Source organism: Azospirillum sp. UFLA03-27 (assembly GCF_059803775.1).
Map to the genome: position 1 here is coordinate 14,416 of NZ_JAUQTX010000029.1, position 23,451 is coordinate 37,866.

Genomic DNA, 23,451 nt, shown 5'->3' on the forward strand with positions numbered 1-23,451 from the left:
CGCAGAACGATGGATTTCAACCCGACCGCAACGTCCGTTCGTTTCGTCTTCGGGGAAATCCGCGTCCATGCCTGCTTCCATCACGCCGCCCGCCATCATCCTGGCGAACCTGTCCTGGTCCACGCCTGACGGGCGTTCAGTCCTATCCGACATCAGCCTGGGTTTCGGCCTTGAACGGACCGGGCTCGTCGGACGCAACGGCACCGGGAAATCGACCCTTCTCAAGCTGATGACGGGCGCGCTGCGTCCGCAATCCGGGACGGTGTCCGTCCGTGGCAGCCTGGGAATCCTGAATCAAAACCTGTCGGTGAGACCGGACGACACGGTGGCCGGGCTGTTCGGCGCGACCGCCATGCTGGACCTGTTGCGCCGCGCCGAGCGGGGCGACGCGGACGCCGACGCGCTGGCCGAGGTGGATTGGACGCTGGAAGGCCGCATCCGGTCGGCGCTCGGCCGGGTGGGGCTGGAGGCGGAGCCCGAGACGCCGCTGACGCGCCTGTCGGGCGGCCAGCGCACGCGCGCCGCCCTGGCCGCGGCGATCTTCCCGGAGCCCGATGTCCTGCTGTTGGACGAGCCGACCAACGATCTCGACCGCGAGGGGCGGGAGGCGGTCGTCGGGCTGCTGGCCTCCTGGCGGGCCGGGGCGGTGGTGGTCAGCCACGACCGCGACCTGCTCGACCGCATGGACGCCATCGTCGAGCTGACCTCCCTCGGCGCCACCCGCTACGGCGGAAACTGGAGCCATTACCGCGCCGGCCGGGCGCTGGCCCTCGACGCCGCCCACCACGATCTGGCGGATGCCGAGAAACGCGTGGCGGAGGCGGCCCGGACGGCTCAGGCCACCGCCGAACGGAAGGCGCGCAAGGACCGGGCGGGGCAGCGGAAGGCGGCGAAAGGCGATCTGCCGCGCATCCTCCTGGGTGGCCGGAAGGAGCGCAGCGAGGCCACCGGCGGCGACAACGCCCGCCGCGCCGCCCAGCAGAAGGCCGACGCGCTCGGCGCCGTGGCCACCGCCCGCGCGCGCATCGAAGTCCTTCAGCCGTTGTCGGTCGTGCTGCCGCCCACCGGCCTTCCGCCCGGCCGGACCGTGCTGACGCTCGACGGCGTCACCGATGGCTATGAAGCGGGAAGGCCGGTCGTCCGCGAACTGTCCTTCACCATCACCGGGCCGGAGCGCGTCGCCATCACCGGACCCAACGGGTCGGGCAAGACGACGCTGCTGGGGCTCGTCGCCGGCCATCGCGCCCCCTGGTCCGGGACGGTTCGCGTCGTTGCCGGCGCTGTCATGCTCGACCAGCGGGTGAGCCTTCTCGATCCGTCGGCGACGATCCTAGACAATTTCCGGCGCCTCAACCCGCGGGAAGGGGAGAACGCCTGCCGGGCGTCGTTGGCCCGCTTCATGTTCCGCGCCGACGCCGCGTTGCAGCGCGTGTCAACCCTCAGCGGCGGGCAGACGTTGCGCGCCGGCCTCGCCTGCGTCCTCGGCGGCACCGTCCCTCCACCCCTGCTGATCCTGGACGAGCCGACCAACCACCTAGACATCGAGTCCATCGAAGCGGTGGAAGCCGGGCTGCGCGCCTATGACGGGGCACTGCTGGTGGTCAGCCACGACGAGGCCTTCCTCGACGCCATCGGGCTCACGCGCCGGCTGGACCTCACCAGTCCGTCAGGAAGCGCTCCTTCGGCAGGTGGATGACGACCGACGTGCCGGTCCCCTCCAGCGAGCGGATTTCCAGCCGGCCGCCATGCCGCTCCACCAGCGACTTGGCGATGGACAGGCCCAGCCCGATCCCCTCGAACCGGCGGGCCAGCGAGGAATCGCCCTGGAAGAAGGGCTGGAAGACGGTTTCCAGGCGGTCTTCAGGAATGCCCACGCCGCTGTCGAACACCTCGGCCACCAGGGCGCCCGCGGAATCGACGCGGGCCGACACGCCGATGCGTCCACCTTCCGGCGTGAACTTGATGGCGTTGGACAGGAGATGCAGCAGCACCTGCTTCAGCGCCCGCGGATCGGCGAGCAGGGGCGGCAGCTCGCTGGCGATGTCGGCCTCGACGTGCAGCTTGCCGCGCTCCGCCCGCTTGGCGACCAGACGGACGCAGGACACCACCACGTCGCGGAAGTCGCACAGCGCCTCCTCCAGGCCGACCTGACCGGCCTCGATGGTGGCCATCTCCAGCAGGTCGTTGATGTTGGCCAGCAGCAGCTCGCCCGAGCGTTTGATCTCCGCCGCGAAGTTGACGTACATGGGATTCTCCAGCGACCCCAGCATCTGCTGGTGGATCACGTCGGCGAAGCCCAGGATGCCGTTCAGCGGCGTGCGCAGCTCGTGGCTCATGTTGGCGAGGAAGGCGGTCTTGGCGCGGTTGGCCAGCTCTGCCGCCTCCTTGGCCTCGATCAGCGCCTGCTCGGCGGCCTTGAAGGCGCTGAGGTCGCGCAGCATCGCGACGAAGACGTGGAAGCCCGGCAGGTCGATCTCCGACAGGGACAGCCAGACGACCATGGCGGTGCCGTCCCGCCTGAGGGCGGTCACTTCCCGCCCGACGCCGATGACCTGCCGCACCCCCGTCTCGTTGTAACGGCGCATGTAGGTGCCGTGCTTAGCGGCTTCCTCCGGCGGCATCAGGATGGTGATGTGCCGGCCGGTCAGCTCATCCGGATCGTAGCCGAGAAGCTGTTCCGCCGCTTGGTTGGCGGCCAGGATGATGCCGCGGGCGTCCACGGTCAGGATGGTTTCGACCGCCTGTTCCACGATGGCGCGGTTGCGCGCCTCGCTGCGCTGAAGCTCCTCGTCGGCGGCGCGGGCGGTCGTCACGTCCTCGATCACCATGGCCAGCGCCTGCGGCCGGCCGTCGGAGCCGTGCAGGCAGGACGGGCGCATGGCGGCGCGCATCACCCCGCCGTCGGCGCGCAGGAACCGCTTCTCGAAGGGGTCCGGCGCCGCCTCGCCCCGCATCACCCGGCCGAAGCGCAGGCTTTCCCAGGCCCAGTCCTCCGGGTGGGTGACGTCGGCCAGATGCCGGCCGGTCATGTCCTGCGGGCTGTATCCCAGGCTGTTGGCGAAGGCGGGGTTGGCGGCCAGAATGCGCCCGTCCGGCGCGGCCACGACCATGCCGACCGACGCGCTGTCGAAGATGGTGCGGAACAGGGCGTCCGTCACGCCATGCTGGGGCATCACGGACCCGACCTCGGCGGTCATACGATAATCCCGTCTGGTCAAGCCTGGCTTCGGGGCAACCCGGACGGGATGGTAAGGGATTCAGCGCGGCGAAAGCGAACGCGAAACGTCCGGTTGCCCAGGCCGAAGGTGCGACCGATTAACCCACAAGGCAAATCAGGGCGTTGCGAGGTCTTCTCATCCTATCGCCGCCGTGGAGCCGTCCGCCGCCGCACCGCCGCGCCGCCGCGGGCCGGCGCCTCGTCCAGCAGAAGGAGCAGCCGGTCCAGCGTTCCGTCGTCCAGGTCGTGGATGCGTTCGGCCAACCGGTTCGCCAGCTCGGTCGCCTTCGGGTTGAGCCCGGCGGTGTCCACCGTCACCCGCGGGTGCGACAGGTCGGCCAGCCGCTCCAGCTCCTCCGCCTCGTCCCAGATGATGCCGAAATAGGCGCAGATCTGCCGGACGAGCTGGGCGGAGGGCTGGCCGCGCTTGCCATGCTCCAGCGCCGACAGATAGGCCGAGGAGATGTGCAGGTCCGCCGCCATCTGCTTGAGCGTCACGCTCTTGCCCTCGCGCAGGGCGCGGACCCGTTCGCCGAAGGGTGTCATCGCGGCCTCGTCCTAGCGGTGCCAGCCCTGATGCTGGTCGCGCCGCCGCTTGATGAGGACGTACAGCGCCCCATCGCCGCCGTGCCGGGGCTGCGCCGGGCGCACCGCCAGCACCATCGGGCGCAGGGAGGCGTCGGCCAGCCAGCGCGGCACCGACTGTCGCAGCACGCCGACCCCGCCGGTGTAGGTGCCCTTGCCGGTGATGACCAGCACGCAGCGCCGCCCCTCGTGCCAGGCGCGGTGGACGAAGCCGCACAGGGCGCCGTGGGCCTGGGCCTGGCTCATCCCGTGCAGGTCGATGCGCCCGTCGATTTCCATCTCGCCGCGCGAGAAGCGGTCGGCGGTGCGGCGGTCGATGTTGTCGAGGTTGCCGACCTTCAGCGGCGGCTGCGACGGGCGCCCGCCCTTCGGCACGCCGCCGCGCGGCGGCAGGGTGGGGGGCGGGGAAGCGGTGGTGGCGACCGGTTCCGGCTCGGCCGCGGGGGCGGCGGGAGGATCGGGGTCCTCGATGGTCCGGCCCGGCATCGGCTCCGCGTCGCGCATGGCGATCCGCCACAGCCGCCGTTCCTCGGTGGAGACCGAGCGGCGGCGGCTCATGGCATGGACCTCGGCGCGGCCCGTCCGGGCGCGCAGGTCGAAGGGCGGGGCGGATCAAACACGGCTAAACACGGGTTCCGGCGCGGGTTGCTCAGCGATAAACCCTTGAACACTCAGTCGTGTCAATCCTCCACCAGCAGAATGTGAAGGCGCCGCGGCCCGTGGGCGCCCAGCTCGATCCGCATCTCGATGTCGCCGGTCCGCGACGGCCCGGTGATGAAGTTGACGGTGCGGGGCAGGGCGCCCTTTCCGCCATCCGTCGCCCCGGCGGCGCGCAGGCGGTCCCAGGCGTCCTCCATGGTGCCGACGATCTGGCCGCGCTTCAGCACGACGATGTGGGTGTCGGGCAGGAAGTTCAGCGTGGTCGGCCGCTCGGCTCCGGACAGCAGCATCAGCGTGCCGGTTTCCGCCACCCCGGCGAAGGCGCCGGTCAGCGACGCGCCGTCGCTGTCGCGGGCGCGACCCTTGGTCACCGTCAGGGTCGGGCGCTGGTCCCAGGGGATGGGGTCCAAGGCGGTGTCCGGGGCGACCCGGACCTCGGCGGGCAGGTTCAGCCCGGCCAGATAGTCGGCCACCGCCCCCGGCACCTCGGCCATCCCGCCCAGAAGTTCGACGGTTGCCGAGACCTCCGTCGCCATGGCGGCGAACAGCTCGACCTGCTCGTCGTGGGGACGCTGGGCGCGGGCCGGGATCAGGTTGCGCGGGTGGGTGGCGAGTCTTTGGCGCGCCTCCTCGGACCCCTCGGCGGAGTTCAGCGCCTTGCGGATGCCGCCCAGGATCTGGGCGCGGGCGGAGCTGGTGTCGGCCATGGTCAGCGCGTCCCCTTCTTTTCGGCCGCTTTCCTTTCGGCCCACATCTGCTGGAAGGTCTTGCCCTCCGGCGCCGGCATGTCGCGGTGCCGGGTCCAGCCCTGCGCCAGCGGCAGGCGGGCGAAACGCCCCTTGCCGCGGCCCAGCATCCCCAGCGCCCGCACCGCCATGCGGGTGGCGGCGTGGTACAGCGCCGGGCGCCGCGCGAACCAGCCCCAGAGCGCCAGCCCCCGGCGCATGGCGGCGGGCTGGAGGTTCTGTTCGAACTCCTTCTCCCGCCAGTGGCGCATCATCTTGGGCAGGGGGATGCGCATCGGGCAAACCGCCTCGCACCGCCCGCAGAAGGTGGAGGCGTTGGGCAGGTGCCCGGCCTCCTTCACCCCCAGCAGGGCGGGCTGCATCACCGACCCGATCGGCCCCGGATAGACCCAGCCGTAGGCGTGGCCGCCGACCGATCCGTAGACCGGACAGTGGTTCATGCAGGCACCGCAACGGATGCAGCGCAGCACGTCCTGGAACTCGGTGCCGAGCAGCGCCGACCGCCCGTTGTCGAGCAGAACGACGTGGAACTCCTCCGGCCCGTCGAGGTCGCCGGGGCGGCGCGGCCCGGTGGAGAAGGTGGTGTAGGCCGACGCCTCTTGGCCCGTCGCGGAGCGCGCCAGCAGGCGCAGCACAAGCGCCGCGTCCTCCAGCGTCGGCACCACCTTGTCGATGGTGGCGATCACCACATGGACGCGGGGCAGGATCTGCGTCAGGTCGCCGTTGCCCTCGTTGGTGACGATGACGGTCGAGCCGGTCTCCGCCACCATGATGTTGGCGCCGGTGATGCCGACGTCGGCCTGCTGGAACTTGCGGCGCAGCACCTGCCGCGCCTCGGCGATCAGCACCTTGGGCTCGTCCAGCACGCGGTCCGCCGGCAAGTCGGTGTGGGCCTGGCGGAAGGTGCCCTCCACGTCCGCCTTGGACAGGTGGAAGGCCGGGGCGATGATGTGGCTCGGCGGCTCGCGCCGGAGCTGGATGATGTATTCGCCGAGATCCGTCTCGATGGGTGTCAGGCCGTTGGCTTCAAGGTGGTCGTTGATCCCGATCTCCTCGGAAATCATCGACTTGCCCTTGGTGACCGTCTTCGCCCCGACCTTGCGGCAGATGCCCAGGATGGCGTCGCGCGCCTCCTGGTCGGTGCGGCACCAGTGCACATGGCCGCCCTGCTCGGTGACCTTGCCCTCGAAGGCCTCCAGATAGGTGTCGAGGTTGGCCAGGACGTGGTTCTTCAGGTCGCGGCCCTGGTCGCGCAGAGCCTCGAACTCCGGCAGCCGGTCGGCGGCCTGTTTGCGGCGGTTGACGAACCCGGCCGGCGCGATGGCCAGGACCTTCTGGAGCCGCTCGTCGCTCAGCGCCTTGCGGGCGTTCTCGGGGAAGGCGTGGGTGGTCGGCTGCATGGCGTTATGTCCTCCCACTTTTTATGGGCTCACCGATGGGAGGGGTGTCGGTGACGCCGGCCAGCACCTCCGCGACATGGCGGACGCGGATGGCGGAGCCCTCGCGCTTCAGCTTGCCCGCCATGTTCAGCAGGCAGCCCATGTCGCCGGCCAGCAGCGTGTCGGCCTTGGTGCCCGCGATGTCGGCGGTCTTGGCCTCGACCATGCGGTTGGAGATGTCCGGGTACTTGACGCAGAAAGTGCCGCCGAAGCCGCAGCAGACCTCCGCCCCCGGAAGCTCGTTCAGCGTCAGCCCCTCGACCTTGGCCAGCAGGCGGCGCGGCTGCTCCTTTATGCCCAGCTCGCGCAGGCCGGAGCAGCTGTCGTGGTAAGTGATCGTGCCGTCGTAGCGCGCGCCGGTGTCCGTCACCCCCAGCACGTCGGTCAGGAAGGACACCAGCTCGTGCGTGCGCGCCGACAGGTGCCGGGCGCGCGCCGCCCAGGCTGGGTCGTCGGCCAGAAGCTCCGGGTAATGCTTGCGGATCTGCCCGGCGCAGGAGCCGGAGGGGACGACCACGTGATCGAACCCTTCGAAGGCGGCGATGGTGCTGCGGGCGAGATCGCTGGCGGTGGCGCGGTCGCCGGCGTTGAAGGCCGGCTGGCCGCAGCAGGTCTGGGACGCGGGCACTTCGACCGTGCAGCCGGCGTCCTCCAGCAGCTTCACCGCGGCGAAGCCGACCGTCGGGCGGTAGACATCGACGAGGCAGGTGACGAACAGCCCCACTCGGGGGGCGGGGCGGGTGTCGGCCATGGTGTCCTGTTCTTCTTGTGTGCTTATCCCCTCACGCTGGCGACTGTAGGTCGTCCTGTTGGGGATGGCAACGGGCCGGGCCGGCGGCGTCCGGTCGCGGTGCGCCGCTGGTCGAAGGGTCTTGCACAACCAAAAGTAAAAAGGACGAACATACAGAAAGCGAAACAAACAATGGGGCCGGCACGCTTTCTGTTTCAAAAAGATGGAAAACGTTTTTACCAAAATGAAATCTAAATTCACATATCGTCCGTATACGAAGACAGGCTGGCCGATCGCTTCGGTCATGAAGATCATCTGGAAGTTGTAGCGATTGTCGTGTGAGGGGAGGGGGCAAGTCCATGAGTCTGATGGGATTTTTCCGGGGTGGGTCCAAGGGTGGCAACGGGCGCGGCGCTGAACTGGCCGAGCTGACCGAAGCGCTCGACCTCTACGGCAACCACGCCGGCGTCGGCCTGTGGGACGCGGTGTTCCACAACGGCGACCCGGCGCATCCGCAGAGCCGCTGGACCTGGTCCGGGCAGTTTCGCCGGCTGCTCGGCTTCGAGGGCGAGCAGGATTTCCCGAACCTGATGACTTCCTGGTCGGACCGCCTGCACCCGGACGACAGCGCCCCGACCTTCGCCGCCTTCGGTGCCTTCCTGGCCGACGCCAGCGGCCGCACGCCCTTCAACGTGCGCTACCGCGTCAAGATGCGCGACGGCTCCTACCGCTGGTTCCGCGCCATCGGCGGCTGCCGGCGCAACGCGGCCGGCGTGGCGCTGCGCGCCTGCGGCTCGCTGATCGACGTCCAGGAGGAGGAGGAGATGCGCCAGCGCGCCGGCTCCCTCGCCGCCGACTTCGACGCGAAGGTCAAGAGCGTGGTGCAGGCGGTGTCCGGCAGCTCGGCCGACATGCAGGGCGTGTCGCGCCAGCTCGGCGCCCTGTCGGAACGGTCGACCCGCCAGAGCGCAGAGGCGGCCAGCGCCACCGCCCAGGCGGCGTCCAACGTCCAGGCGGTCGCCGCGGCGGCGGAGCAGCTTTCCGCCTCCATCGGGGAAATCGGCCAGCAGGTCGAGCGGTCGGTCGCCATCGCCCGCGAGGCCGTGTCTCGCACCGAGCAGATCGGCGGCACCGCCGACAGCCTCGCCCAGTCGGCGCAGCTCATCGGCGACGTGGTGAAGCTGATCCAGGGCATCGCCGGGCAGACCAACCTGCTGGCGCTCAACGCAACCATCGAGGCGGCGCGCGCCGGCGAGGCCGGCAAGGGCTTCGCCGTGGTGGCGAGCGAGGTGAAGAGCCTCGCCAACCAGACCGCCAAGGCGACCGAGGACATCTCCGCCCAGATCGCCGGCATCCAGGCGGCGACCAACCAGACGATCGGCGCCATCCAGGGCATCGGCGAGACGATCCGGTCGATCAACGAGATCTCCACCACCATCGCCTCGGCCGTGCAGGAGCAGGCGGCGGCGACTCAGGAGATCTCCAACAACGTCGCCCAGGCCGCCCGCGGCACCGACGAGATCGCCCGCAGCATCGAGGCGGTCAGCGTGGCGGCGAACGAGACGGCGCAGGCTTCCACCCTCGTCATCCGCTCCTCCTCCGACCTCTCGGGCCAGTCCGACAGCCTGAAGCATCAGGTCGAGACCTTCCTGCAGGCGCTGAAGGCGTCCTGACGGCAGGACCGGCGCGGGGAAGGGGGATCTCCGCGCCGGCCCCTGGGAGACGATGCTTTGGCTCAGGCCACCAGAGTCACCGCGATCGTGCACATGACGACACCGATGCCGGTGTCGAGCGCCCGCCACGCGCCGGGCCGGGCGAAGACGGGCCGCAGCAGGCGCGCACCAAAACCTAGCGCGAAGAAGAACAGGACGGACGCGGTCATCGCCCCCAGTGCGAAGGCGTGCTTGCCCTCGGCGAACTGGGTGGACACCGACCCGACCAGCACCACCGTGTCCAGATAGACGTGCGGGTTCAGCCAGGTCAGCGCCAGGCAGGTCGCCAGCGTCGCGCCGAGCCCCGCCGGGACCGCTGCCGCGGGGTCCAGCGCGCCGCCCGCCTGCCAGGCCGAGCGGAAGCTGCGCAGCCCGTAGACCAGCAGGAAGGCCGCCCCGGCGTAGCGGGTCGCCGTCTCCAGCCAGGGCAGCCATTGGGCGGCCTGGGCGAAGCCGCCGACCCCGGCCAAGATCAGCAGAGCGTCCGACACCGCGCAGGTCGCGCAGACGGCCAGCACATGCTCCCCGCGCAATCCCTGGCGCAGCACGAAGGCGTTCTGCGCGCCGATGGCGACGATCAGGCTGAGACCCAGCAGAAGGCCGGGAAGAAAGGCGGAGAGCATGGCGGCCCCATTCGTTGGCGATAGTGCGACGGAGGCCGTTCCCCTACCATCGCCGTCCGGATTAGAATAACTAAAGTCTCTTATCCGGATTAAGGAACGCTAAGCCATGCTGGACTACGCCCTGCTCGCCGCGCTGGCCGCGGTGGTCCGCACCGGCAGCTTCGAGCGGGCGGCGGCGCAGCTCCACGTCACCCCCTCCGCCGTGTCGCAGCGGGTGAAGTTGCTGGAGGAGCGGATGGGGACGATCCTGGTGGTGCGCGGATCGCCCTGCACCGGCACCCCCGCCGGCCTGCGGCTGAGCCAGCACGCGGAGCGGGTGGCCCTGCTGGAAAGCGAGTTGCGCGACGGGCTTCCAGGACTGCCGCAGGACGGGCCGGCGGTGACGGTGCGCATGGCGGTCAACGCCGACAGCCTCGCCACATGGTTCGTCGCCGCGATGGCCGGGACGCCGGACGTGCTGTTCGACCTCGTCCTCGACGACCAGGAGCACAGCGCCGACTGGCTGCGCCGGGGAGAAGTGCTGGCGGCGGTGACGTCCGGCGCCCAGCCGGTGCAGGGCTGCGACAGCACCCCGCTGGGTGCCTTGCGCTACGTGGCGACGGCCAGCCCGGATTTCCTGCGCCGGCATTTCCCCGATGGGGTGGAGGCGGCGGCTTTGGCCCGCGCACCGCGCCTGACCTACAACAGCAAGGACCGGCTGCAGACGCAGTGGACCCGTCAGGCCTTCGGGGTGGAGATCGCCTCGCCGACCCACTGGATGCCCTCCACCCACGCCTTCGTGGACGCGGCGCTGGCCGGGCTCGGCTGGGGCATGAATCCGGAGCCGCTGGTCGCCGGCGCTTTGCGCGACGGGCGGCTGGTCGCGCTGGTGCCGGGCCAGCCGCTCGACGTGCCGCTGTTCTGGCAGCGCAGCCGCATCGCCAGCCGCACCCTGGCCGACATCACGCGCTCGGTGTTGACGACGGCGCGCGCCCGCTTGACGCAAGTCTGACGCTTACCGGTTCGCCGTCGGCACCATCATGCTCGCCAGGAAGAGGGCGGCGGCGGCGACCACGATGCTCGGCCCACCCGGCAGGTCCCAGTTCAGCGAGGAGAGCAGACCGCCCAGCACCGCGGCGATCCCGAAGACCGAGGCCAGGGCGGCCATCGCCTCCGGCGTGCGGGAGAAGCGGCGGGCCGCCGCCGCCGGGATGATGAGAAGCGAGGTGATCAGCAGGATGCCGACGATCTTCATCGCCGCCGCGATGACCAGCGCGATCAGCAGCATGAAGGCCAGCCGCAGCGCCTCCACCGGCATGCCCTCCACCCGCGCCAGATCCTCGTCCACCGTCACCGCCAGCAGCCGGCGCCACAGCAGCAGCAGCCCGCCCAGCGCCGCCGCCCCGCCGGTGTAGATCCAGGCCAGATCGCCGGTGGTGACGCTGAGGATGTCGCCGAACAGATAGGCGACCAGATCGACGCGCAGCGTCTCCAAGAAGGCGATGGCGACGAGGCCCAGCGACAGCGACGAATGCGACAGGATGCCCAGCACGGTGTCCGTGGCCAGCGCGCGGCGCCGCTGCAGCCCGACCAGCGCCAGCGCCAGCGCGACGCAGACCCCGACCACGCCGATCAGCGGGTTGACGCCCAGCAGGAAGCCCAGCGCCACCCCCAGCAGGGCGGAATGGGCCAGCGTGTCGCCGAAATAGGCCATGCGCCGCCACACCACGAAGGAGCCCAATGGGCCGGCGACCAGCGCGATGCCGCAGCCGGCGGCCAGCGCGCGCAGAACGAAATCATCCATGGCAGCAGTCCCCGTCATGGCCGGGCACCACGGCGCCGTCGCTGGCGTGCGCGTGGTCGTGGTGATGGACATAGACAGCCAATGCGTCGGCGTGGCCGCCGAACAGGGCGCGGTATTCCGGGTGGCGCCGCACGTCCTCCGGCGCGCCCTGGCAGCAGACATGGCCGTTGAGGCAGAGCACGCGGTCGGTGCGGGCCATCACCGTGTGCAGGTCGTGGCTGACCAGCAGCACGCCGCAGCCGCGGGTGCGGCGCAGAGTCTCGATGCGCCCGAACAGCTCGGCCTGCCCATGGACGTCCACCGCCTGGTCGGGCTCGTCGAGCACGAGAAGCTCGGGATCGCCGAGCAGGGCACGGGCCAGCAGCACCCGCTGCATCTCGCCGCCGGACACCGTCTGCACCGGGCTGGCGGCGAGGTGGGAGACGCCGGCCTCCTCCAGCGCCGCGGTGATGCGCGCCTCGGTCACCGGGCGCCACAGCGCCAGGAAGCGGCGGACCGTCAGCGGCAGGGTTGCGTCGACGGTCAGGCGCTGTGGCATGTAGCCAATGCGCAGGCCCCGGCGGCGCTCCACCACCCCGGATGAGGCGCGGACGAGGCCCAGCACGGCGCGCACCAGCGTCGTCTTGCCAGCACCGTTGGGGCCGATCAGCGTGACGATCTCGCCGGGCCGCACCTCCAGATCCACGCGGTCGAGGATCGTCCGCCCGCCCAGCCGCACCGTCAGGCCCTTGGTGTCGACCAGGGGAGGGGCCAGGGACGGGATCGGCGAACACGCCGCGTGGGGAGCCGCGTGATGGGCCCCGTGATGGATTGACATGTTATGTTATAACGTGACATTGCTGGAAACGAAGACAGCTATGCGCCGGAAAGACCCGGCTGTCCAGTCAGACGATGAGGAACCCACCCATGCGTGCCGCGATGCGCCCCCTGCCGCTCCTTGCCCTTGCTGCAACCCTCGCCGCCGCCCTTTCCGCCAGCCCGGCGCTGGCCGAAGCGCCGAAGGTCGTCGCCTCGATCAAGCCGGTCCATTCCCTGGTCGCCGCGGTGATGGAGGGAGTGGCGGAGCCGGCGCTGATCGTGCGTGGCGCGGCGTCCCCCCACACCTACGCCATGAAGCCGTCGGACGCGAAGGCGCTGGCCGCCGCCGACCTCGTCTTCTGGATCGGGCCGGAACTGGAAGGCTTCCTCGAAAAGCCGGTGACGGCGAACGCGAAGAAAGCCACCTCCGTCACGCTGCTGGAGGCGCCGGGCGTCACCCTGCTCGACGCCCGCGAGGGCGGCGCCTGGGAGGCCCACGACCATGGGCATGAACACAAGCACGATCACGGACACGATCATAAGCATGAGGACAAGCACGCCGATGAGGACGGGCACGGCCATGACGAGGTGAACACCCACATCTGGCTCTCCCCCGCCAACGCCCGCGCCATGGTCGCGGCCATCGCCGAGGCTCTGGCGGCCAAGGACCCGGCCAACGCCGCCGCCTACACCGCCAACGCCGAGCGCACCGCCCGCTCCATCAACGCGCTGGACGCGGAGCTGAAGGCGGCGCTGGCCCCGGTGGCCGGCAAGCCCTTCGTCGTCTTCCACGACGCCTACCAGTATTTCGAGGCGCAGTACGGCCTGAACGGTGTCGGCGCCATCACCGTCAACCCGGAACGCCGCCCCTCGGCCAAGCGGTTGTCGGAGATCCGCGCCAAGATCGGCGGCCTCGGCGCCGCCTGCGTCTTCGCCGAACCGCAGTTCGAGCCGGCGCTGGTCAACACCATCGTCGAGGGCACCCCGGCGAAGAAGGGCGTGCTCGATCCCGAGGGGGCGGACCTGAAAGACGGCCCGGGCCTCTACCCCGCGCTGATGCGCAACATCGCCGCCTCGCTGACGGACTGCCTGGGGTCATAAAGGTTCTGGGCGGCGGTCATGGCGTTTGGCCTTTACAGCCCTCTCCCCTCTGGGGAGAGGGTGGCCCGAAGGGCCGGTGAGGGGGATAGGGGTGGCGGTGCGTCCGGCAAAAGCGCAACCCCCTCACCCTAACCCTCTCCCCAGAGGGGAGAGGGGACTTCAATTACACTGACCTTGGAGTTCTCGGCGCTTAAGCCCCGCCCCCGGCTGTGCTAGACCCGTGTCGGAATTCTCCCAGGGAGGCAGGCATGAAGATCGGGGTCGTCGGATGCGCGGGGCGCATGGGGCAGATGCTGGTGCGCGAGATCGCCGCCACGCCGGGCTGCACGCTGGCCGGCGGCACGGAGCGGGTGGGCGGCCCGGCGCTCGGCAAGGACATCGGCGTCCTCGCCGGTCTTGAGCCGCTGGGCGTCGTCGCCATCGACGACACGGCGGCCCTGTTCGCCGAGGCCGACGCGGTGATCGACTTCACCAGCCCGGACGCCAGCGTCCGCCACGCCGCGCTGGCCGCCCAGTCGGAAACGGTGCTGGTCATCGGCACGACCGGCATCGGCCCGGCCCAGCAGGAGGCCATCGCCCAGGCCGCCACCCACACCCCGATCGTCCAGTCGCCGAACATGTCGCTGGGCGTCAACCTGCTGCTGGCGCTGGTCGAGCAGGTCGGCCGCGCGCTGGGCGACGACTACGACATCGACATCCTGGAGATGCACCACCGCAACAAGGTGGACGCGCCCTCGGGCACCGCGCTCGGCCTCGGCCGGGCGGCGGCGGCGGGGCGCGGGGTGGCGCTGGAGAATGTCTGGCAGAAGGTCCGCGACGGCCACACCGGTGTCCGCCCGCGCGGCGAGATCGGCTTCGCCACGCTGCGCGGTGGTGACGTGATCGGCGACCACACCGTGGTCTTCGCCGCCGAGGGCGAGCGGGTCGAGCTGACCCACAAGGCGTCAGGCCGCCAGATCTACGCCAAGGGCGCGGTCCGCGCCGCGCTGTGGGCCAACGACAAGCAGCCGGGCCTCTACAGCATGAAGGACGTGCTGGGCCTCTGACCGGTCAGGCCGCTCTTCAAGCGGCCGCCTCGTCCTCCGGCATGGCGTGCCCCTGCTCCCAGGCGAGCAGGGCGCGCTTGCGGGGGATGCCGTAGCGGTAGTTGTGGATGATCCCCGACTTCTGGATCACCCGGTGGCAGGGGATCAGCACGCAGACCGGGTTGCGCCCCACCGCCGCCCCCACCGCCCGCATGGCGGTCGGCTGGCCGATGGCGCGGGCCACGTCCTCGTAGGACACGACGGCGCCGGAGGGGATGCGCAGCAGCGCCTCCCACACCTTGATCTGGAAATTGGTGCCCTTCATCAGCAGGCGCAGCGGCTCGCCTCCTGCGGAACCGTCCCAGCGGAAGGCGCGGGCGGCGACCGGGCGGGTGACGTCGGCGTCCTCCACCAGACGGGCGGCCGGCCAGGCGGCGGCCATCTCGGCCAGCGCGTCGCGCCCGTCCTCCTCCTCGGCGAAGCTCAGCCAGCAGACGCCGCGCTCGGTGGCGGCGACCAGCGACGGGCCGAAGGGGGTCGGGTGCAGGCCCCAGCGGATGGTCAGCCCGCCGCCCAGCGCCTTGTACTCGCCCGGCGTCATCGCCTCGCAGGCGACGAACAGATCGTGCAGCCGCGACGGGCCGGACAGGCCGACGTCCAGCGCCACGTCCAGCACGCTCTGGTTCGCGGCGAGCAGACGCTTGGCGTTGTCCAGCGTCAGGAATTGCAGGAAGCGTTTCGGGCTGATCCCCGCCCATTGGGTGAACAGCCGCTGGAAATGGAAGGGGCTCATGCCGGCGACCGCGGCCAGCTCGTCCAGTCCCGGCTGGTCCTGCCAGTGGTCCACGAGATGACGGATGGCGGTGGCGATGGCGCGGTGGCGCCGCGCGTCGACCGGGTCTTCGGCGGGATTCAGGCACGGCATGGCGTTCTCTCCCAGGCTCCATGTCCGGCGCAGGATGCGCCGCCGGAGCGGGCCGACCAACCCGTTTCTTGCGCAACGCGCCTCGCGGTCAGGGCACCGGTTCGGGGTGGCAGGGGGCACGGCGCCACAGGGCCAGCGCGCCGCGCAGCGCCTTGGCGAAGTCCGCCCGCTCGTCCGGCGTCAGGAAGGCGCCGACGGCCACCGACTGCCCATGCGAGGAGAGAGTGACTTGGCCGCCGTGCCGGGGCGGGCCGTCCAGGGTGACGCGCAGCCAGTTGGGTTGAAGGCTCCAGCGCCGCTCCGGCTTGTTCCAGACGACGCGCTGGACGGTCAGGTCGGTGTCGGTCAGGCGCACCCGCTCATACAGCTGGGCGGCGCGGTTGTTGACGCGGAAGGCCAGCCAGAGGATCACCACGTCCAGCCCGCAGAAGGGCACCACCGGCCATGCCCCATTGGCGGCGAAGATGCCGGCGATCAGCAGGTTGGCGAGGATCACCACGCCCATCAGAACACGGAATCCGTGCCGTCCCAGGCTGCGATGCGGGTGCAGGATCGCGTCAAAGAAGACGCGGGAAGCCGGGGGCAGATTATGACTGGCCATGGTCATGCACACAAACTGGTGTGGCTTGGGCGCGGGTTCCACCCGGCGTGTTGGCCCATTCGCCATGTTTGCATGGACGGCCAGGGTCCCGCTATGCTGCGCGCCATGAAGCCCGCCGCCGTCCAGGAATTCTTCCGCCGCCTCAGCGCCGCCAACCCGGAGCCGAAGAGCGAGCTGGAATACGTCAATCCCTACACCCTGCTGGTCGCCGTCGTGCTGTCGGCGCAGGCCACCGATGTCGGCGTCAACAAGGCCACCGTCCCGCTGTTCCAAATCGTCACCACGCCGCAGCAGATGGTGGAGCTGGGGGAGGAGCGGCTGCGCGGCTACATCAAGACCATCGGCCTGTTCAACACCAAGGCCAAGAACGTCATCCGTCTGTCGGAAATCCTGATCGCCCAGTATGGCGGCGAGGTGCCGCGCGACCGCGAGGCGCTGGAAACCCTGCCCGGGGTCGGGCGCAAGACCGCCAACGTGGTGCTGAACGTCGCCTTCGGCGAGGAGACCATCGCGGTGGACACCCACATCTTCCGCGTCGGCAACCGCACCGGCCTCGCTCCCGGCAAGACCCCCGACGCGGTGGAGGCCAAGCTGCTGAAGGTGGTTCCCAAGGCCTACCGCCGGCACGCCCACCACTGGCTGATCCTGCATGGCCGCTACGTCTGCAAGGCGCGCAAGCCCGACTGCCTCGTCTGCCCGGTCAGCGACCTGTGCGGCTTCAAGGACAAGGTCCTGTCGGCCGCCGCGGTGTGAGCGGCAAGGTGTGATGTTTCCCGTGAAACGCTTGCGATACCTGGAAAAAAAAAGCCCGGCGAGGGGTCGATCCCCGCCGGGCTTGCTCGCGAAACCGCGTTTAACGGCGTTTAGCCGTCCACCACGATGGGGTCCAGCGCCGCCGGGGCCGGGGCCGCTTCCGCCGGAGCGGCGGGGGCCGCGGCCGGCTTGGCCGCCGGGGTGTATTTGCCGATCTCGCCGTTCAGCAGGGCGCCGGCTTCGACCGCCAGCTCGCCGTACTTGATCGAACCGTTGATCTTGCCGGTGGAGCGCACGGTCAGGCGGCCACGCACGATGATGTCGCCCTCGAAGCGGCCGCCGATGTCGGCCTCGTCGATCTCCACGGCGCCCTTGAACAGGCCGGTTTCGGCGATCTCGATGGACCGGCCATCGCGCAGCTTGGCCTCCACCGTGCCTTCCACGACCAGGATGTCGCAGGACCCGATCTCACCGTTCAGGGAGATGTCGCGGCCGACGATCAGGCGGCGCTGGTCGCTGGCGAGCGGAGCGGCCGGCGCCGGAGCGACCGGGGCGGGGACCGCGGCGGGAGCGGCGGCCGGGGCGCCGTACCCCTCGGGACGGCGCGGCGTGGCACCCGGCAGGTCGACGGTGCGGCGCGGAATGTCCGTCGGCTTGTAGCTCGAACCGGGGATCGGGGCGCCGGCCGGCGGCTTCGGGGTGCTCGTGTTCATCTCGGGTCCCTTGGAGGAAATCGGCTCGGGTTGCGGCGTGCGGGCGACCGGGGCGGAGGCGGCCGGCGGATTCGCCGCGGACGGGTTGCTCAGGGAGGCAAGCGGCGACACCGCCGCCGCGGGTTCGGCGGCGCCCGCCTGTGGTGCGGCCAAGGTGGCCGGGTCGGCGCTTTGGGTCTTCGGCGCACCGACGGGCGGATTCTTTCGTCCGAACAGCATGAACGTTGATCCCCAGGTCAGTCAGGTCGTGAAGGTTGGCAGGTCGTCGAGGTCGGGTCATTGGAGGCGGTTTCGCATGAACCGGGCCCGATCGACGGCAGCCAAAAGACCACCCCGCCGGGGTAACACGGTCATCCGGCCGGCCGCAAGTGGGCTTTGGTGCACGGTCGGGGCCGCGCCGCCCAGCGGTCCGTCACGGCCCTTCCCGGCGGGAAAGGCCCGGCATGGACCCCGTCATGGAATGGTAGACATGGACCATGAAGGCGCTCGCGATCACCGGCACCAGCAGGTTGACGAAAGGAATTGTCGAAAGAAAGGCAATTACCGCGCCAGCCAAAAATGGTTTCAACGGGCTGGAACGCCGCAGAAACCCCGCCTCCTTCCGTCCCATCCGCCGGATCGCCACCATCTCGAAATATTCGCGGCCGAGAAGATAGCCGTTGGCGGTGTAGAAGATCAGCAGGTTCAACCCCGGCACCATCAGATACAGGGGCAGGGCGAACAGATTGACCAGCAGGACGATGGCGAAAAAGCGCAGCGCGGTCAGCAATTCTTCCCCGAGGCCGGTCTGGCGGGGCGGCGGCAACTGGGGATAGTGGCGCCGTTCCACCGCCTGCACCACCTCGTCCAGGAAGAAGCTGGACACCATGCCGACCGTAGCGGGAAACAGCACCCAGGCCAGCAGCAGGACGGCGAGCCCGCCCAGCACGTCCAGCACCCCGTCCACCCAGGCGTAGCCGGTCAGCGCCGTGTGGAACAGCGCCCACCACACGGCCCCGGCCAGCAGGGCGAAGGCCAGGATGGCGGACAGCACGCCGATCCACACGACGCGGCGGGAGGCCGGGTCGGAAAGCTGTCCGATGGCGAGAATCAGGGCGCGGATCATACGGACTCTCTCTATGGGGCCGTTGCAGTCGGGCGACGCTTATCTACGACGGAGGGCCGTTCCATTCCAGGGGGCCTTGCGCCGCGCTTGAGATGTGAGGGCGGGCCGCTATACTCGCGCCCGGTTTTGTTCAGCGGTCCAAACACCGCATTTCCCCAGCCTTTCCAAGGAGCGCCCATGGCCACGGCCGAATTCGACGTCACCGGCATCGGCAACGCCATCGTCGACGTGATCGCCCATGCCGACGACGCCTTCCTCACGGCCAACGGCATCGAGAAGGGCGCGATGACGCTGATCGACGCCGCCCGCGCCGAGGAGCTGTACGGCCGCATGGGTCCGGGCATCGAGGTGTCGGGCGGTTCCGCCGGCAACACCATGGCCGGCATCGCCTCGCTGGGCGGTCGGGGGGCCTACATCGGCAAGGTCCACGGCGACCAGCTCGGCCAGGTCTTCCGCCACGACATCCGCGCCGCCGGCGTGCATTTCGAGACGGCGGCCGGACACGGCGGCGCCCCGACCGCGCGCTGCCTGATCCTGGTGACGCCGGACGCCCAGCGCTCCATGAACACCTTCCTCGGCGCCTGCGTGGAGCTGGGGCCGGAGGACATCGACGAGGCGCTGATCGCCAACTCGCAGGTCACCTACCTGGAAGGCTATCTGTGGGACCCGCCCCGCGCCAAGGAGGCCTTCCGCAAGGCGGCGTCCACCGCCCACGGCGCCGGGCGCAAGGTCTCGCTCTCGCTGTCCGACAGCTTCTGCGTCCACCGCCATCACGCGGAGTTCCTGGACCTCGTCGAGGGCCACGTCGACATCCTGTTCGCCAACGAGCATGAGATCACCGCCCTCTACAAGACCGACCGCTTCGAGGATGCGCTGGAGGCGGTGAAGCGTCTCGGCAAGACCGCCGCCCTGACGCGCAGCGAGAAGGGCGCCGTCATCGTCTCCGGCGGCGAGGTGGTCGAGGTTCCCGCATCCCCGGTGGCCCGCGTGGTCGACACCACGGGGGCCGGCGACCTCTACGCCGCCGGCTTCCTCTACGGCTTCACCCGTGGCATGGCCCCGGCGGTGTGCGGCCGCATCGGCGCGCTGGCCGCGGCGGAGATCATCAGCCATGTCGGCGCCCGTCCGGACGTCGTGCTGGCCGATCTGCTTAAAGACGCGGGCGTTCCGGCCTAATTGCCGGAACAGCGCCTGTACGGTATAAGCTGGCGGACCTTCCCGTCCGCCGGCCCCGCCCCCATGCAAGTCTATCTGCCGATCGCCGAGATGTCGGTCAACGCCCTGCTCGTGCTCGGCATGGGGGGGCTCGTCGGCTTTCTGTCCGGCATGTTCGGGGTGGGCGGCGGCTTCCTGATGACGCCGCTGCTGATCTTCATCGGCGTTCCGCCCGCCATCGCGGTGGGCACCCAGGCCAACCAGCTCGTCGCCGCCAGCGTGTCGGGCGTGCTCGCCCACTGGCGGCGCGGCAACGTGGACGTCAAGCTCGGCGTCGTCATGCTGCTGGGCGGCATGGTCGGCACGGTGGTCGGCGTATGGATCTTCTCCATACTGCAGCGGATCGGCCAGATCGACGCGGCAATCACGCTGTCCTACGTCTTCTTCCTCGGCACCATCGGCACGATGATGATGGTGGAGGCCAGCCGCGCGCTGATCCGCCGCCGCGCCCCCACCGCCAAGCGGGGCAAGCTGCACCGTCACATGTGGCTGCACGGCCTGCCGCTGAAGATGCGGTTCCAGCGCTCCAAGCTCTACATTTCCGCCCTGCTGCCGGCCGGGATCGGGGCGGTCGGCGGGATGCTGGTGGCGATCATGGGCATCGGCGGCGGCTTCATGCTGGTGCCGGCGATGATCTATCTGCTGAACATGCCGACCGGTCTGGTGGCCGGCACCTCGCTGTTCCAGATCATCTTCACCACGGCGATGGCGACGCTGCTCCAGGCGGCGACCAACCAGACGGTGGACGTGATGCTGGCGCTGCTGCTGCTGATCGGCGGGGTGGTCGGCGCGCAGTTCGGCACCAAGGCCGGCGGCCGTCTGCGCGGCGAGCAGGCGCGCCTGCTGCTGGCCTCGCTGGTCGTCGCGGTGGCGCTGAAGCTCGCCTTCGATCTGGTGGTCGAGCCGAACGACGTCTTCACCATCTCGACGAGGATGTCGTGAGCGCTGTCCGCAGGGGCACCGGACGGCTGTGGTCCGTCCGGATCGCCGGCGGGCTGGTGGGGCTTCTGGCGGGGGTGTTCCTGGCCGCCACGGTGTGGGCGCAGCAGCTCGTCGCCGACCTGTCGAGCCACCTGATCGCCATCACCACCGGCTTCACCGGGACGGAGGTCGTGCTGTTCGGCACCACCGACGGGGCGGGCGACGTCGCCATCGTGGTGACCGGCCCGCGCACCCCGGTCACGGTGCGCCGCAAGGAGCGCATCGCCGGCATCTGGATCAACGCGCGCAGCGTGCGGTTCGAGCAGGTGCCCGGTTACTACATGGTCGCAACGAACCGCCCGCTGGACCAGTTCGTCGGCCGCCCGGTGCTGGAACGCCACCAGATCGGCCTGCCGAACCTCCAGCTCGGCCCGCGCGAGCAGCTGGCCCCGGACCAGCTCGCCCTGTTCCGCTCCGCCCTGATCCGCAACAAGCAGCGGGCCGGGCTCTACGGCATCACGCTGGGGCAGGTGGCCTTTCTCGGCGAGCGGCTGTTCCGGACCAACATCTATTTTCCGGCCAACGTGCCCACCGGGCTGTACAATGTGGAAGCGCTGCTGATCCGCGACGGCGAGGTGGTCAGCGCCCAGACCACGCCGCTGGTGGTGTCCAAGGTCGGCTTCAGCGCGGAAATCTACGACTTTGCGCGCAACCAGCCGATGATTTACGGTGTTGCCGCGGTGATTGGCGCCATCGCCGCCGGCTGGCTCGCCGGCGCCATCTTCCGGAGGGTGTGACCGATGTCCGATCCGATTGCGACCGATCCGAACGCCGGGGCGGACGTCACCCCGGATTCCACGGCCCCGGATTCCACGGCCAAGCCGCCGGTCCGCATCTTCCTGGTCGTGGTGGACGAAAGCCCGGAGCTTCAGCTCGCCCTGCGCTACGCCTGCTTGCGCGCCCGCAAGTCGGGGGGCAAGGTGGCGCTGCTCTACGTCATCGAGCCGGGCGAGGTGCAGCAGTGGCTGGCCCTGGAAAACCTGATGCGCGAGGAGCAGCGCGCGGAGGCGGAGCAGAAGCTTCAGAAGCTCGCCCGCGACGTGAACCGGCTGACCGGCACCCTGCCGGCCCTGTACGTGCGGGAAGGCAACCGCCGCGACGAGGTGCTGGCCCTGATCGACGAGGAGCCGAGCATCTCCATTCTCGTGTTGGCCGCCGGCGTCGAACCGGAAGGGCCGGGGCCGTTGATCTCCTACTTCACCAACCGCGGCCTTGCGAAGATGCGCATTCCGCTGACCATCGTGCCGGGCGGCATCGGCATCGACGCGCTGGACGCCATCACCTAAGGCGTCTCAACGTCCATAGAGGGCGGTAAGGCTGCGCTGGTCGATGTCGGACCGGTCGTCGGTCAGCACCGGGTGCCCGGCCAGTTCGGCAGGGGCCAGCGACTCCAGGATGCGCGAGGCCGCGTACGTCGCACCCGGCGGAGCGGCGCGCAGGCGTACGCTCAGATCCTCGAGCGTACGCGCCTCCTTCGTGGCGATCAGCAGATAGTTCCCGCGCCCGGCGTCGGCGACGTACACCGATGGGAAGACCGCCCCCTGCGTCGCCGCCAGCGGCCCGACCAGAGCGTCGCGGTCCATGGGGGAGGCGACGTTCATGACCAGCACGCCGCCCGGCGCCACCCGCCGCTCCACCGCCGCGAAGAACTCCCTGGTCGCCGTGAAGAAGGGGATCAGCGCGGTCGAATAGAGATCGACGATCACCACGTCGTGCTGCTCCGGCGACCGCTCGACGTGGCGGCGGGCGTCCTCCACGGCGACTCGCACCTCGGGCCGCAGGCCGAACCTCTCGCGCGCCACCTCGACCACCGCGGGGTCCAGCTCCACCCCCAGGATGTCGGCGCCCGGCCAGACGTCGAGGATTTCCTTGGCGGCGGCACCGCCGGCCAGCCCCAGCACCAGGACGCGCTTGCCGTTTCCCAGGGCTGGGACGGCGGCGAACAGGTCGTAGTAGAGGCCGGTCGGGCCGCCGTCCTTGCGCAGGCGCGACTGGGTGGCCCAGGCCACGTTCAGATGCAGGCGGATTTGCTCGGCGTCCTCCTGCACCATGATGGTGTTGTGCGGCGTCTCGCGGTAGAGGGCGAAGCCCTGCCCCTCGCCGTGGCCGGCGGCCCAGGCCAGGGGAACCGCCAGGGCGGCGGCGGCGGCCACCCGTTTCCCACCCGGAACGAACAGGCAGGCGAGCGCCGGCAGCACCGCCGCCAGGGCGTAGCCCGCCGACACCCCGACCTGCGGGATCGCGTAGAAGGAGGCGAAGAAGGTGCCGCCGATGCTGCCCAGCGTGCCGACCGCGTAGATCCGCCCCGCCGCCGCGGCACCGGTCAGGCTGCTCAAGCCCGCGCAGATCGGCGATACCATGGCCAGCGCGAAGGACGGCAGGCCGAGGATCAGCGCCGCCCCGATGACCGACCCCTCCACCGCGTTGAAGCGGCCCGCGGCGTCGGCCAGCATCGGCTTGCCCAGCCAGGGCGTCAGCGCAGCCGCGGCGATCCCGGCCAGCAGGGCGGCGCGCAGCGCCGGCACCGCCTTCGGCCCGTCGCCGAGCTGCCCGCCGGTCCAGTAGCCGGCGGCCATGAAGGTCATCACCACGCCGATGACGGCGCCCCACTGATAGACCGAATAGCCGAAATGCGGCGCCATCAGCCGCCCGCCGAGGATCTCCATCATCATCAGCGACCAGCCCGCCGAGAAGGCGGCTGTCTCTTATACACATCTGACGCTGCCGACGATTATACGC

24 protein-coding genes are annotated in these 23,451 nt (G+C 70.2%); 10 read left to right on the forward strand and 14 right to left on the reverse strand.

Annotation, left to right across the window (positions count from 1 at the left end):
- Window positions 1-67: 67 nt before the first annotated feature.
- Entirely contained in the window at window positions 68-1,696 is a 1,629-nt protein-coding gene (locus tag Q4I23_RS06840) for an ABC-F family ATP-binding cassette domain-containing protein (RefSeq protein WP_498525701.1), read from the forward strand.
- Here Q4I23_RS06840 and Q4I23_RS06845 read toward each other — a convergent pair.
- The 6 genes from Q4I23_RS06845 to Q4I23_RS06870 form a co-directional block, all read right to left on the reverse strand.
- On the reverse strand, window positions 1,656-3,197 hold the full coding sequence (locus Q4I23_RS06845; protein WP_498525702.1) for a PAS domain S-box protein: 1,542 nt from the start codon (window positions 3,195-3,197) through the stop codon (window positions 1,656-1,658). The two genes, Q4I23_RS06840 and Q4I23_RS06845, sit on opposite strands and share 41 nt — an antisense overlap.
- Before the next feature lie 161 nt (window positions 3,198-3,358).
- Complete coding sequence (locus tag Q4I23_RS06850) at window positions 3,359-3,763, reverse strand: helix-turn-helix domain-containing protein (protein WP_454020255.1); 405 nt, start codon at window positions 3,761-3,763, stop codon at window positions 3,359-3,361.
- Window positions 3,764-3,775: 12 nt separating this feature from the next.
- Window positions 3,776-4,360, reverse strand: coding sequence for a Smr/MutS family protein (locus Q4I23_RS06855; protein ID WP_498525703.1), 585 nt, complete (start codon window positions 4,358-4,360; stop codon window positions 3,776-3,778).
- 122 nt (window positions 4,361-4,482) lie between these two features.
- Entirely contained in the window at window positions 4,483-5,169 is a 687-nt protein-coding gene (locus Q4I23_RS06860) for a LutC/YkgG family protein (protein ID WP_454020253.1), read from the reverse strand.
- A 2-nt stretch (window positions 5,170-5,171) separates the two neighbouring features.
- Window positions 5,172-6,608, reverse strand: a complete 1,437-nt coding sequence (locus Q4I23_RS06865) for a LutB/LldF family L-lactate oxidation iron-sulfur protein (protein ID WP_498525704.1) — start codon at window positions 6,606-6,608, stop codon at window positions 5,172-5,174.
- A 4-nt stretch (window positions 6,609-6,612) separates the two neighbouring features.
- The gene (locus tag Q4I23_RS06870; protein WP_498525705.1) at window positions 6,613-7,398 is read right to left on the reverse strand and encodes a (Fe-S)-binding protein; all 786 of its coding nucleotides are present in this window, start codon (window positions 7,396-7,398) and stop codon (window positions 6,613-6,615) included.
- A 338-nt stretch (window positions 7,399-7,736) separates the two neighbouring features.
- Here Q4I23_RS06870 and Q4I23_RS06875 point away from each other — a divergent pair, with 338 nt between their 5' ends.
- A complete protein-coding gene (locus tag Q4I23_RS06875) occupies window positions 7,737-9,050 on the forward strand; it encodes a methyl-accepting chemotaxis protein (RefSeq protein WP_454020250.1) in 1,314 nt (437 codons plus the stop codon).
- Window positions 9,051-9,112: 62 nt separating this feature from the next.
- On the opposite strand, the gene Q4I23_RS06880 is transcribed toward Q4I23_RS06875, so the two are convergent.
- Window positions 9,113-9,712 (reverse strand): LysE/ArgO family amino acid transporter, encoded by a 600-nt coding sequence (locus Q4I23_RS06880; protein ID WP_498525706.1) that lies wholly within the window; start codon window positions 9,710-9,712, stop codon window positions 9,113-9,115.
- Window positions 9,713-9,818: 106 nt separating this feature from the next.
- Between Q4I23_RS06880 and Q4I23_RS06885 the strand changes: the two genes are divergently transcribed.
- Window positions 9,819-10,703 (forward strand): LysR family transcriptional regulator ArgP, encoded by an 885-nt coding sequence (locus Q4I23_RS06885; RefSeq protein WP_454020248.1) that lies wholly within the window; start codon window positions 9,819-9,821, stop codon window positions 10,701-10,703.
- Between the two features lie 3 nt (window positions 10,704-10,706).
- Here Q4I23_RS06885 and znuB read toward each other — a convergent pair whose 3' ends face one another.
- Both znuB and znuC read right to left on the reverse strand, forming a co-directional pair.
- Complete coding sequence (gene znuB / locus Q4I23_RS06890; protein ID WP_149165374.1) at window positions 10,707-11,495, reverse strand: zinc ABC transporter permease subunit ZnuB; 789 nt, start codon at window positions 11,493-11,495, stop codon at window positions 10,707-10,709.
- Complete coding sequence (gene znuC, locus Q4I23_RS06895; RefSeq protein ID WP_454020247.1) at window positions 11,488-12,312, reverse strand: zinc ABC transporter ATP-binding protein ZnuC; 825 nt, start codon at window positions 12,310-12,312, stop codon at window positions 11,488-11,490. The genes znuB and znuC overlap by 8 nt, the downstream gene beginning before the upstream one ends.
- Before the next feature lie 89 nt (window positions 12,313-12,401).
- On the opposite strand from znuC, the gene znuA reads away from it, so the two are divergent.
- Both znuA and dapB read left to right on the forward strand, forming a co-directional pair.
- Window positions 12,402-13,394: a zinc ABC transporter substrate-binding protein ZnuA gene (gene znuA / locus Q4I23_RS06900; protein ID WP_498525707.1), complete on the forward strand. Its 993-nt coding sequence runs from the start codon at window positions 12,402-12,404 to the stop codon at window positions 13,392-13,394.
- A gap of 248 nt (window positions 13,395-13,642) precedes the next feature.
- Window positions 13,643-14,440, forward strand: coding sequence for a 4-hydroxy-tetrahydrodipicolinate reductase (gene dapB, locus Q4I23_RS06905; protein ID WP_498525708.1), 798 nt, complete (start codon window positions 13,643-13,645; stop codon window positions 14,438-14,440).
- 16 nt (window positions 14,441-14,456) lie between these two features.
- On the opposite strand, the gene Q4I23_RS06910 is transcribed toward dapB, so the two are convergent.
- Entirely contained in the window at window positions 14,457-15,344 is an 888-nt protein-coding gene (locus tag Q4I23_RS06910; protein WP_498525709.1) for a bifunctional transcriptional activator/DNA repair enzyme AdaA, read from the reverse strand.
- Window positions 15,345-15,432: 88 nt separating this feature from the next.
- Window positions 15,433-16,011 carry a DUF2244 domain-containing protein gene (locus Q4I23_RS06915; protein ID WP_498525710.1) on the reverse strand — a complete coding sequence of 193 codons (579 nt, stop codon included), beginning with the start codon at window positions 16,009-16,011 and terminating at the stop codon, window positions 15,433-15,435.
- A gap of 39 nt (window positions 16,012-16,050) precedes the next feature.
- Between Q4I23_RS06915 and nth the strand changes: the two genes are divergently transcribed.
- Window positions 16,051-16,698 (forward strand): endonuclease III, encoded by a 648-nt coding sequence (gene nth, locus Q4I23_RS06920; RefSeq protein ID WP_498525714.1) that lies wholly within the window; start codon window positions 16,051-16,053, stop codon window positions 16,696-16,698.
- 110 nt (window positions 16,699-16,808) lie between these two features.
- On the opposite strand, the gene Q4I23_RS06925 is transcribed toward nth, so the two are convergent.
- Together Q4I23_RS06925 and Q4I23_RS06930 are read right to left on the reverse strand one after the other, a co-directional pair.
- The gene (locus Q4I23_RS06925; protein ID WP_498525711.1) at window positions 16,809-17,630 is read right to left on the reverse strand and encodes a bactofilin family protein; all 822 of its coding nucleotides are present in this window, start codon (window positions 17,628-17,630) and stop codon (window positions 16,809-16,811) included.
- A gap of 193 nt (window positions 17,631-17,823) precedes the next feature.
- Entirely contained in the window at window positions 17,824-18,516 is a 693-nt protein-coding gene (locus Q4I23_RS06930; RefSeq protein ID WP_454020241.1) for an EI24 domain-containing protein, read from the reverse strand.
- A gap of 177 nt (window positions 18,517-18,693) precedes the next feature.
- Here Q4I23_RS06930 and Q4I23_RS06935 point away from each other — a divergent pair, with 177 nt between their 5' ends.
- From Q4I23_RS06935 to Q4I23_RS06950, 4 genes are all read left to right on the forward strand, one after another.
- Window positions 18,694-19,692, forward strand: coding sequence for an adenosine kinase (locus Q4I23_RS06935; RefSeq protein ID WP_014238879.1), 999 nt, complete (start codon window positions 18,694-18,696; stop codon window positions 19,690-19,692).
- Window positions 19,693-19,755: 63 nt separating this feature from the next.
- Window positions 19,756-20,673, forward strand: coding sequence for a sulfite exporter TauE/SafE family protein (locus tag Q4I23_RS06940; RefSeq protein ID WP_014238878.1), 918 nt, complete (start codon window positions 19,756-19,758; stop codon window positions 20,671-20,673).
- Window positions 20,670-21,449 carry a TIGR02186 family protein gene (locus Q4I23_RS06945; protein WP_237904598.1) on the forward strand — a complete coding sequence of 260 codons (780 nt, stop codon included), beginning with the start codon at window positions 20,670-20,672 and terminating at the stop codon, window positions 21,447-21,449. The genes Q4I23_RS06940 and Q4I23_RS06945 overlap by 4 nt, the downstream gene beginning before the upstream one ends.
- A 3-nt stretch (window positions 21,450-21,452) precedes the next feature.
- Entirely contained in the window at window positions 21,453-21,998 is a 546-nt protein-coding gene (locus Q4I23_RS06950; protein ID WP_498525712.1) for a universal stress protein, read from the forward strand.
- Between the two features lie 6 nt (window positions 21,999-22,004).
- Here Q4I23_RS06950 and Q4I23_RS06955 read toward each other — a convergent pair whose 3' ends face one another.
- Entirely contained in the window at window positions 22,005-23,384 is a 1,380-nt protein-coding gene (locus Q4I23_RS06955) for a fused MFS/spermidine synthase (RefSeq protein WP_498525713.1), read from the reverse strand.
- Window positions 23,385-23,451: the final 67 nt, after the last annotated feature.

Excerpts from the sequence above, each read along its gene's own strand:
- znuA (WP_498525707.1), top strand. The coding sequence starts at position 12,402 with ATGCGTGCCGCGATGCGCCCCCTGCCGCTCCTTGCCCTTGCTGCAACC.
- Q4I23_RS06865 (WP_498525704.1), bottom strand. The coding sequence starts at position 6,608 with ATGCAGCCGACCACCCACGCCTTCCCCGAGAACGCCCGCAAGGCGCTG.
- Q4I23_RS06950 (WP_498525712.1), top strand. The coding sequence starts at position 21,453 with ATGTCCGATCCGATTGCGACCGATCCGAACGCCGGGGCGGACGTCACC.
- znuC (WP_454020247.1), bottom strand. The coding sequence starts at position 12,312 with ATGTCAATCCATCACGGGGCCCATCACGCGGCTCCCCACGCGGCGTGT.
- Q4I23_RS06870 (WP_498525705.1), bottom strand. The coding sequence starts at position 7,398 with ATGGCCGACACCCGCCCCGCCCCCCGAGTGGGGCTGTTCGTCACCTGC.
- Q4I23_RS06930 (WP_454020241.1), bottom strand. The coding sequence starts at position 18,516 with ATGATCCGCGCCCTGATTCTCGCCATCGGACAGCTTTCCGACCCGGCC.
- Q4I23_RS06935 (WP_014238879.1), top strand. The coding sequence starts at position 18,694 with ATGGCCACGGCCGAATTCGACGTCACCGGCATCGGCAACGCCATCGTC.
- Q4I23_RS06955 (WP_498525713.1), bottom strand. The coding sequence starts at position 23,384 with ATGATGATGGAGATCCTCGGCGGGCGGCTGATGGCGCCGCATTTCGGC.
- Q4I23_RS06915 (WP_498525710.1), bottom strand. The coding sequence starts at position 16,011 with ATGGCGAATGGGCCAACACGCCGGGTGGAACCCGCGCCCAAGCCACAC.
- Q4I23_RS06855 (WP_498525703.1), bottom strand. The coding sequence starts at position 4,360 with ATGAGCCGCCGCCGCTCGGTCTCCACCGAGGAACGGCGGCTGTGGCGG.
- Q4I23_RS06940 (WP_014238878.1), top strand. The coding sequence starts at position 19,756 with ATGCAAGTCTATCTGCCGATCGCCGAGATGTCGGTCAACGCCCTGCTC.
- Q4I23_RS06925 (WP_498525711.1), bottom strand. The coding sequence starts at position 17,630 with ATGCTGTTCGGACGAAAGAATCCGCCCGTCGGTGCGCCGAAGACCCAA.
- Q4I23_RS06880 (WP_498525706.1), bottom strand. The coding sequence starts at position 9,712 with ATGCTCTCCGCCTTTCTTCCCGGCCTTCTGCTGGGTCTCAGCCTGATC.
- Q4I23_RS06875 (WP_454020250.1), top strand. The coding sequence starts at position 7,737 with ATGAGTCTGATGGGATTTTTCCGGGGTGGGTCCAAGGGTGGCAACGGG.
- Q4I23_RS06845 (WP_498525702.1), bottom strand. The coding sequence starts at position 3,197 with ATGACCGCCGAGGTCGGGTCCGTGATGCCCCAGCATGGCGTGACGGAC.
- Q4I23_RS06860 (WP_454020253.1), bottom strand. The coding sequence starts at position 5,169 with ATGGCCGACACCAGCTCCGCCCGCGCCCAGATCCTGGGCGGCATCCGC.
- nth (WP_498525714.1), top strand. The coding sequence starts at position 16,051 with ATGAAGCCCGCCGCCGTCCAGGAATTCTTCCGCCGCCTCAGCGCCGCC.
- Q4I23_RS06910 (WP_498525709.1), bottom strand. The coding sequence starts at position 15,344 with ATGCCGTGCCTGAATCCCGCCGAAGACCCGGTCGACGCGCGGCGCCAC.
- Q4I23_RS06840 (WP_498525701.1), top strand. The coding sequence starts at position 68 with ATGCCTGCTTCCATCACGCCGCCCGCCATCATCCTGGCGAACCTGTCC.
- Q4I23_RS06850 (WP_454020255.1), bottom strand. The coding sequence starts at position 3,763 with ATGACACCCTTCGGCGAACGGGTCCGCGCCCTGCGCGAGGGCAAGAGC.
- znuB (WP_149165374.1), bottom strand. The coding sequence starts at position 11,495 with ATGGATGATTTCGTTCTGCGCGCGCTGGCCGCCGGCTGCGGCATCGCG.
- dapB (WP_498525708.1), top strand. The coding sequence starts at position 13,643 with ATGAAGATCGGGGTCGTCGGATGCGCGGGGCGCATGGGGCAGATGCTG.
- Q4I23_RS06885 (WP_454020248.1), top strand. The coding sequence starts at position 9,819 with ATGCTGGACTACGCCCTGCTCGCCGCGCTGGCCGCGGTGGTCCGCACC.